Raw genomic sequence first — 7138 nt, 5'->3', positions numbered from 1 at the left:
GAAATTCATGCGCGTGTGGCAGTTCTGAATAGATTTACGGAATTAGGTAGACCTCGCACCCAAGTTGTGTCTTAAATTTGAATGGATTGGGGAGAACTCAGCTTTTGAATGTTTATGCAACAAAGCCCTTATGTTTTAAAGAAGTGGAATGCTTCCACTTCTTTAAGTCACTTTAGAAAGAAAGCGTTTCACCATCGATAGGAATTAAAACCTTATCTTGGATTCCTTTGTCCTTTACGTAATCTGCAAGCTCAGCACGTGTTACCGACATGTGGTTAATTGCATCCATGTGAACAGCAACCACTTTAGCATTTGGTGCTTTCTGAGTTGCATGATAAGTATCTTCTTTGCCCATAATAATGGATTCTTTAAAGCCATCAACCAAGGCGTTACCTGTATTCAAGACAATCACATCAGGTTTAAATGTTTGAATCGCTTGATCAACTTCAGAACGCCAGATGGTATCTCCTGCCACATAAACAGTTTCATGGCCAGCAGCTTCAAATACCACACCCATTGCTTCACCTAATCCAGCTTTAAGCTTAGGAATACGGTACATGGCATCAGTACCGTGTTGACCACCAGTTTTAGTGAGCTTAATCCCTTCAAAGGTCGCTTGAGTTAATACACGAACATCTTTGAAGCCTTGTGACTGAATGATTTTCTGGTCTTCTTTATTCTGTACAAACAACGGCATGTTTTTCGGAATAGTCGCTTGTGCTGCATCATCCCAATGATCTAGATGGGTATGGGTCACGATTACCGCATCTACACCTTCTAAAATCGTTTCGGGCTTGATAGGCAAATCGACTAATGGGTTCCGTAAATAGCTACGATGAGTATCAGGAAAACCTTCATAGAATCCTTTTTTAGCAAACATTGGGTCAATTAAAAAAGTCGTATCAGCATAGGTTACTTTAATCGTTGCATTGCGAATTTCTTGTATATGCGTAACTTTAGAAGTATCTCGCTGAACCACCTTATCATTCGCATATAAATGGACTGAAGCCATTGCCAGAGAGAGTGCAATAACAGAGCTACTTAAAATTTTATTCATGTTCCAGATCCAATCATTTAGTCATACTCGAATCATGATAGGAAAAATTAAGCAATAAAATTGTCCTTAAGGACAATCATCGAAACTATTGGGACAACATGCTATATTTATTATTTTAGAGAGGTAGATTGAATGGCTATACCAGTGATTGGATTGTTCGTATATCCCAATATAAATCCATTTCACTTCTCTATCCCCCATATCATTTTCAATATCAAGATTGAAGATAAACGCTTATTTGATCTGAGAATTTTTTCTATAGATGGCCAACCCGTAACAACAGAACAGTCTATGATGATTATCCCTGATGGTGGGGTCGAGCTCATTAAAGAGTCGGATCTTATTATTATTCCTGGGTGGGATGATTTTAATCACGAGCCTGAACAAGTACTTATCGATGCCCTAAATTGTGCATATCAGACTGGAATTAGAATTGTAGGGTTATGCTATGGAACTTATGCACTGGCATATGCTGGTTTACTTGACCATAAAAAAGCAGCTACGCACTGGATGGCTGAACAAGATTTCAGTGAGCGGTTTCCACAGGTTCAACTTGATCATGATGCCCTGTATGTAGAAGACCAAAGGATTGTAACCTCTGCTGGAACAGGTGCAGCATTAGACTGCTGCCTATATTTGGTACGAGAAATCTATAATGCACGAATTGCGAATAAAGTCTCTAGAGTAATGGTGATCCCGCCTCACCGTGAAGGTGGGCAAGCTCAGTTTATTGAACAGCCAGTCGCAGAATCGAGCCAAGATGCACAAATTAATGTATTACTTGATTTTTTAAGAAAGAATTTAGCTTTACAACATAATATTGAAAGCCTCGCTGAACGGACACATATGACACGCAGGACGTTCACACGGCATTTTAAGAAAGCGACAGGCATGACCCTAGTCGATTGGCTGAATACTGAAAGAATCAGATTAAGTTGTGAACTTTTAGAAACGACAAACTTGTCTATCGAAAAGATAACCGAGCTTTCAGGTTTTAATAATACCGTGTCATTTAGAAAAAATTTTCGTGAAAAATATGGCACCAGCCCTCAGGCATGGAGAAAAGCTTTTGGGATCATTAATGAAAATAATCCACCCATTTAACATAATGGCGGTTATACGAAATAAAAATGTAAGCCCCAAATAGAAATGTCCGGTTTCTCCAAAGTAAAAATGTCCGCTTTTAGAATATGCACTTTTGCGATTATCGAAGCGGACTGTTTGATATGTTGGTGTCTATGTCGGATAAAGAACTTAAACGATTATCGGTCTTGCAGGAAATCTGTGATCAACGCATTAGCCAGTCTCAGGCTGCTCAGCTACTTCATATTTCAGAGCGTCAAATCAGACGCTTATTGCAAAAATACAAAGCTCAAGGTCCAGCTGCGTTAGCCCATGCGGCACGTGGCCAAACTAGCAACTCTAAGATTCCTGAAGAACTCAGACTAAAGTGCCTCAATATTGTCTCTGATCAATTTCATGGTTTCGGACCCACCTTAGCCCATGAAAAGCTGACCAGCATTCATGGCTTTGATATTTCCGTGGAAACATTGCGTTCATGGATGATCGCAGCCAATTTGTGGATTCCTCGCTCTAAACGCCTGAAACGACCCTATCAGCCTCGTTATAACCGGGATTGTTATGGTGAACTGATCCAAATTGATGGCTCACACCATGACTGGTTCGAAGGACGTGCTTCTAAATGTTGTCTATTAGTATTTATCGATGATGCCACAAGAAGCTTACAGCACCTACGTTTCTGTGAATCAGAATCAACCTTTGACTATATGCTTTCAACTAGAGCCTATATTGAACAACACGGTAAACCATTGGCGTTTTACAGTGACAAGCACTCTGTCTTTAGAGTGAATCAAAGCAGTAAGAAAGACACCAAGATTACGCAATTTGGGCGTGTACTCAGCACGCTCAATATCGACATCATCTTTGCCAACTCACCACAGGCCAAAGGACGTGTAGAACGCGCCAATAGAACACTACAGGATCGTTTGATCAAAGAGATGCGACTGGAAGGGATCTGTTCAATTGAGCAAGCCAATGTATGGCTACCCCGCTTTATTGAGCAGTTCAATCTAAAATTTGCGAAGACAGCCTTTAACCCCAAGGATCTACACCGAAGTTTCACTGAAACCCCTGAGGAATTAGATGACATTTTTACTTGGCGTGAGCCACGTAGAGTCACCAACAGCCTGACCATTACGTATGATAAATGCGTATATATTCTGGAAACCACTGAAGAAAATCAAAGGTTGGTTGGCAAATATGTTGAGTTTCTAGAATACCCAGACGGAACTGTAGCGATTGAATATCAAGGTAGAAAAGTCAGTTACAGCATCTTCGATAAATTAAGTCAGTTGAACCAACGAGAGATTGTTGAGAATAAACGATTGGGTTCTGTACTGGCACATATTCAACAGCAACATGACGAATTGGAACAGCATAACCAACGGAATCGTTCTCAAAAGATGCCAAGTAGACGTGCACAGAAAACAGCTATTCAGCAGCGAAATCTAAATCCTGTGCTTGACTTGGAAATGCCTGTATAGGACATTTCTATTTAGTTATTAGGTAGGACATTTCTACTTGGGAATAACACAAAATGGGAGCTATAAGCTCCCATTTTTAGTCTTTAATGCGCTTTTTAGCTTCGTCATAAACTATGCTATCAGCTCGTTTCCCGACTGTGATGAGCAAGATAACTACCTGATCATCTTTAACTTGATAGACAAGTCTGACACCAGCTTTTAATAATTTAATTTTATAGCAACCTGCAAGATCCCCTCTAAGCATATTCTTTGGAATATGTGGCTGCTCTATGACTTTGGCTAGTTTCTTCTTAAATTGATCTCGTATAGCAACAGGGAGTTTTTCCCATTCTGCTTTAAAGTCTTTGTGACGTAAAAGCTTATAAGTCATCTAATGTGACTTCCTCAAACATCTCTTTAGGGTCATTAATGCGCTTACGGACAAGAGCTAATAATTCTTCATCTTCTTCTGAAAGCAGAGCTTTTTTGACAGGTAGTTTCCCAGTCGTAGCAACATATTCAAGAATACTAGTAAAGAAATCTGTAGGTGCAATACCTTGTTCTTTAAGGATGGAATAGGATTTTTCTTTAAGGGCTTCATCGACCCTGAAGTTAACAGTAGCCATCATATCTCCCAGTTATTTAATGTGCTAAGAGTACTGTAATGCAAATTGCATTACAAGTCGACTTCGTATAACAACCATTATGTTAATTTTAGAAAAACTTCAAATGAGCTTACTGCTCAAGCAAGACTCCTGTCTAGCTTCACAATCCAAGTGTCTGACTTACGATTATTGTTTTAGATCCTCAAACATCCTGTTCTATGGAATCATCAAATGATGACTTTAATTGACGTTTATGCTGATACATTTTTTCATCTGCTTCAATTACTGCCATTCGTAAATTTTTACTTGGTTCACGTGCCGCAACACCAAGAGCAGCATTAATTCCAGCATTTTGTAAGGACTTTAAAAGCCGATTCACCAATTTCTGAGTATTTTCTAAAGTCGTTTCAATATTTAGAATGCCAAACTCATCTCTGAACCGTACCGGGTTTGTCGGAGAGTCAATATTCTGAGATGAGAAGCATTGCTTCGCAAGACGTAGCGAAGCGTAGTGTCCCGATGACAAAATTAAAATATACCCCTGAAATCAGAGAAAGAGCGGTTCAATTATTGATTGAATCTGAAAAAGATTATCCTTCTACTTGGGCTGCAATCACAGCAATTGCGCCTAAGATTGGTTGTACTCCTGAAACACTTCGTGCCTGGCATCAAAAGCATTTAGATCAGCAAAATCCTATTAAAGTACAACAGATATCTGATCAAGAAAAAATGAAGCAAATGGAACGTGAAATTAAAGAATTAAAGCGTGCCAATGAAATTCTACGTAAAGCAGCCGCTTTTTTCGCCCAGGCGGAGCTCGACCGCCCACACAAATAATGGTGGATTTCATCCATAACAATAAAGACTTATATGGTGTTGATGCGATTTGTAGGATTTTACCGATCGCAGCTTCAACCTATTACCGGACTCTAGATCTCTGCGATGAGAAGCATTGCTTCGCAAGGGAACATCGAGCAAAGCGAGATTTACATGACTTGCATCATGCTGAGGAGATTAAACGAATTTGGAAGGAAAGTTCAGGTCGGTATGGTGTACGTAAAGTCTGGCAAAAACTGAAACGTGAAGGCTATATTATTGCACGCTGTACTGTTGCTCGATTAATGAAAAAGCTAGGTATACAAGGTGTTTGGCGTGGTAAGAATAAACAAACAACGCGTAGCCGAGATGATCAAAAATCAGCAGATGATTTAGTAAAACGCAATTTTAAAGCTGATCATCCTGATCACTTGTGGGTGGCCGACTTCACGTATATTCAAACCAATTCAGGCTGGGTCTATACCGCATTTATTATTGATGTGTTCTCACGAGCAATTGTTGGATGGAAAGTATCAACACGGATGAATACCGACATGGTGCTCGCTGCACTTGAGCAGGCATTGCATGATCGAGGAATGCCAAATAACGTGATTCATCATAGTGACAGAGGCGTACAGTATCTTTCAATTCGCTATACCAACCGTTTAGAAGCAGCGAATTTACGAGCATCAGTCGGCACTACGGGGGATTCATACGATAATGCATTGGCTGAAACAGTGAATGGGTTGTACAAAACAGAGGTGATTGAATATTTAAAAGCAGATTGGCGTGGTTTGGGTGATATACAACTTGCCACATTAAATTTGGTAGATTGGTTCAATAAAGAACGTATACATAGTTCACTAGGTTATGTATCACCTTTTGATTTTGAAGCGATGTACTATGATAAAATTAACCCGTTAGGTCAGGTGGCCTAACTTAAACAAAAAGTCTCCGACAAACCCGGTACGGTTCATTTTATATACTCTAGGACTTACGCACTATCATTTATAGATTCTCTGGGCTTTGTTGCACAAAGATTTGAAAGGCAAAGTACCCCTAATTGAGCCAAATTTCCTGATCCACCTCTCTTTTAGAAAAACGTATCTGCCGATACATTAAACCGCTCAGACAATGCCTTAATATGACGAATATTCAGTTGGCGTTTACCACTTAAAATCTCAGAAATCACTGATGGTGTTGCAACCTCTGTTAAGTCAGACTGACCTAAACCATGTTGCTCCATCAAAAAAGCCAAAGCAGCACGACCGTCCCCTTTAGGCATAGGAAGATGCTCATTTTCATAATCAGAAACCAAATCACCAAGCTGATGAGTAAGCCCCATTAAAGGATGGGACTCGTCATCACCAACAGTATCTAAAAGTTCATCTAAAGCTTCAACAAGTGTATGAAAGTCGTCTTCATTTTCTGGCTTGCTGAGCAATGGTGCAACGCAGTGCCAGTGGTCTACGGCCTGTTTAATCATCGCGTTCATACTAACTTTCCTTCCAATGACCTTTGTCATATTCTTTATGGTACAAGACATCACGGATATACACACGTTTTGCTTGATACATCACGACTGCAATAAGTCGGATCTTGTTCCCGCCAATATCGAATACATGGAACTTTCCAACTTTATCGACCTCTGGAAAGAGATGTTTCATCTCAGCAAAATCTTTCGGATCGTTTGCCTTTATGGTTCGATACCAACCATCTAATGCCGTTTCAGCCTGTGGCCACTTTTGCATTGCTTCTATAATTCGAGTGTGGGTGATCACATGCATAACATTTTATCGCATTTTGCAATATTGAATGGCTAGGATGAATAAAGCGCCACACGGAGCTTTATTCATTATCAAAATGCACTTAATCTGATGATCTTAAAAAATAAACCTTTTAGCATTTCATGCGCAATAAGGCTGATACCATTAGTACAACAAAAATGAGTTCCACTCTAGTTAACATCTTAGTTCCATTTACTTTTCACTTAATTTATATAGCCGTTAAGTCGCAGCATCAATGACATAACATGACATGGAAAATAATCAAAAAAGATAGAATCTAGATTTTTGTTACATTTACTATCCGCATACTTTAACAGCAGCTTTGAGTGT

At 39.6% G+C, this 7138-nt stretch carries 9 protein-coding genes and 1 other annotated feature; of the genes, 3 read left to right on the top strand and 6 right to left on the bottom strand.

The window, feature by feature from the left end:
* Positions 1–172: 172 nt before the first annotated feature.
* The gene (locus GBI16_RS17105) at positions 173–1057 is read right to left on the bottom strand and encodes an MBL fold metallo-hydrolase (RefSeq protein ID WP_005176778.1); all 885 of its coding nucleotides are present in this window, start codon (positions 1055–1057) and stop codon (positions 173–175) included.
* 132 nt (positions 1058–1189) lie between these two features.
* On the opposite strand from GBI16_RS17105, the gene GBI16_RS17100 reads away from it, so the two are divergent.
* Entirely contained in the window at positions 1190–2161 is a 972-nt protein-coding gene (locus GBI16_RS17100) for a GlxA family transcriptional regulator (RefSeq protein ID WP_151707533.1), read from the top strand.
* A gap of 134 nt (positions 2162–2295) precedes the next feature.
* Positions 2296–3621, top strand: a complete 1326-nt coding sequence (locus tag GBI16_RS17095) for an ISNCY family transposase (protein ID WP_151707532.1) — start codon at positions 2296–2298, stop codon at positions 3619–3621.
* Between the two features lie 76 nt (positions 3622–3697).
* Here GBI16_RS17095 and GBI16_RS17090 read toward each other — a convergent pair whose 3' ends face one another.
* The 3 genes from GBI16_RS17090 to GBI16_RS17080 form a co-directional block, all read right to left on the bottom strand.
* A complete protein-coding gene (locus GBI16_RS17090) occupies positions 3698–3991 on the bottom strand; it encodes a type II toxin-antitoxin system RelE/ParE family toxin (RefSeq protein ID WP_119686978.1) in 294 nt (97 codons plus the stop codon).
* Complete coding sequence (locus GBI16_RS17085; RefSeq protein ID WP_000246756.1) at positions 3981–4226, bottom strand: type II toxin-antitoxin system RelB/DinJ family antitoxin; 246 nt, start codon at positions 4224–4226, stop codon at positions 3981–3983. Before GBI16_RS17085 ends, GBI16_RS17090 begins: the two co-directional genes overlap by 11 nt.
* Before the next feature lie 181 nt (positions 4227–4407).
* Positions 4408–4731 carry a hypothetical protein gene (locus GBI16_RS17080; RefSeq protein WP_228267862.1) on the bottom strand — a complete coding sequence of 108 codons (324 nt, stop codon included), beginning with the start codon at positions 4729–4731 and terminating at the stop codon, positions 4408–4410.
* Between GBI16_RS17080 and GBI16_RS17075 the strand changes: the two genes are divergently transcribed.
* Positions 4725–5959, top strand: a protein-coding gene (locus GBI16_RS17075) for an IS3 family transposase (protein ID WP_151707531.1) whose coding sequence is annotated in 2 segments (ribosomal slippage) — positions 4725–5001 and positions 5001–5959 — 1236 coding nt in all. Because the reading frame shifts where the segments join, the coding sequence is not laid out codon by codon here. The two genes, GBI16_RS17080 and GBI16_RS17075, sit on opposite strands and share 7 nt — an antisense overlap.
* Positions 5000–5116 (top strand) — a sequence feature (AL1L pseudoknot). (Overlaps the previous gene by 117 nt.)
* 155 nt (positions 5960–6114) lie before the next feature.
* Here GBI16_RS17075 and GBI16_RS17070 read toward each other — a convergent pair.
* Together GBI16_RS17070 and GBI16_RS17065 are read right to left on the bottom strand one after the other, a co-directional pair.
* A complete protein-coding gene (locus tag GBI16_RS17070; RefSeq protein ID WP_000993197.1) occupies positions 6115–6516 on the bottom strand; it encodes a type II toxin-antitoxin system HigA family antitoxin in 402 nt (133 codons plus the stop codon).
* Position 6517: 1 nt separating this feature from the next.
* Positions 6518–6808: a type II toxin-antitoxin system HigB family toxin gene (locus GBI16_RS17065; RefSeq protein ID WP_151707530.1), complete on the bottom strand. Its 291-nt coding sequence runs from the start codon at positions 6806–6808 to the stop codon at positions 6518–6520.
* Positions 6809–7138: the final 330 nt, after the last annotated feature.

Origin of the sequence: Acinetobacter sp. TUM15064, assembly GCF_008980265.1 — a bacterium.
Classification (GTDB): Bacteria; Pseudomonadota; Gammaproteobacteria; order Pseudomonadales; family Moraxellaceae; genus Acinetobacter.
Note: the sequence above shows the minus strand (reverse complement) of the source record. Positions and strands in the feature narration are given on the sequence as shown.

What these genes read in the sequence shown, in the direction of transcription:
- GBI16_RS17105 (WP_005176778.1), bottom strand. Translation starts at nt 1,057, where the DNA reads ATGAATAAAATTTTAAGTAGCTCTGTTATTGCACTCTCTCTGGCAATG.
- GBI16_RS17100 (WP_151707533.1), top strand. Translation starts at nt 1,190, where the DNA reads ATGGCTATACCAGTGATTGGATTGTTCGTATATCCCAATATAAATCCA.
- GBI16_RS17095 (WP_151707532.1), top strand. Translation starts at nt 2,296, where the DNA reads ATGTCGGATAAAGAACTTAAACGATTATCGGTCTTGCAGGAAATCTGT.
- GBI16_RS17090 (WP_119686978.1), bottom strand. Translation starts at nt 3,991, where the DNA reads ATGACTTATAAGCTTTTACGTCACAAAGACTTTAAAGCAGAATGGGAA.
- GBI16_RS17085 (WP_000246756.1), bottom strand. Translation starts at nt 4,226, where the DNA reads ATGGCTACTGTTAACTTCAGGGTCGATGAAGCCCTTAAAGAAAAATCC.
- GBI16_RS17070 (WP_000993197.1), bottom strand. Translation starts at nt 6,516, where the DNA reads ATGAACGCGATGATTAAACAGGCCGTAGACCACTGGCACTGCGTTGCA.
- GBI16_RS17065 (WP_151707530.1), bottom strand. Translation starts at nt 6,808, where the DNA reads ATGCATGTGATCACCCACACTCGAATTATAGAAGCAATGCAAAAGTGG.